Raw genomic sequence first — 535 nt, forward strand, 5'->3', positions numbered from 1 at the left:
GTCTGGGTGCTGTTCAGCTTTAATAATTCCTTTTGGTACTGGCGGGCAAGGCTGTAAAAAAAATCGGCAAAGATGCTGGTAAGCGTAATGGCAATGAGCAAATAGATGGGATATACTACAGTAAGTACGTGTGGCGGGTAGGGTTGCAGGGGTTCCTGCAGGCTGCTCATGGCTAGAACAAACAAAATTAGCAGCACCAGCACCGTCAGGTGTATATAGCTGCTTCGGGTTCGGTAAAAGAAGATATGGGCCAGCAGTATAGTGGGGATGGAGAGGAATAATATACCACTGTCCAAGCCCCTGATTAGCGAGATCAGCAGCATAATGCCATACAGGAGTATTAATAAAAAATGCCGGGCATGGCTGTGTTTTCCTTTTTTATTCAGGTAAAATATAAGGGGTAATAAAAGAGAGCTCAGCAGCAGAACGGGAATGGTAAACCTGTTGATTAGGGCCAGGGGGAGCAGAATAAAGTTTACAATGCCAAATACCACCAGTGTGGCTTTGTTGCTTAGTCGCACCAGGCCCTGCTCAA

Annotated in this window: 1 protein-coding gene; it reads right to left on the reverse strand. The window is 46.0% G+C overall.

The window, feature by feature from the left end; all coding sequences use genetic code 11:
- Positions 1–535 (reverse strand): hypothetical protein (locus tag B879_RS21570; protein ID WP_040401694.1); only part of this gene is annotated, 535 nt, incomplete at both ends.

The sequence above is a fragment of the Cecembia lonarensis LW9 genome, from assembly GCF_000298295.1.
Taxonomy (GTDB): Bacteria; Bacteroidota; Bacteroidia; order Cytophagales; family Cyclobacteriaceae; genus Cecembia; species Cecembia lonarensis.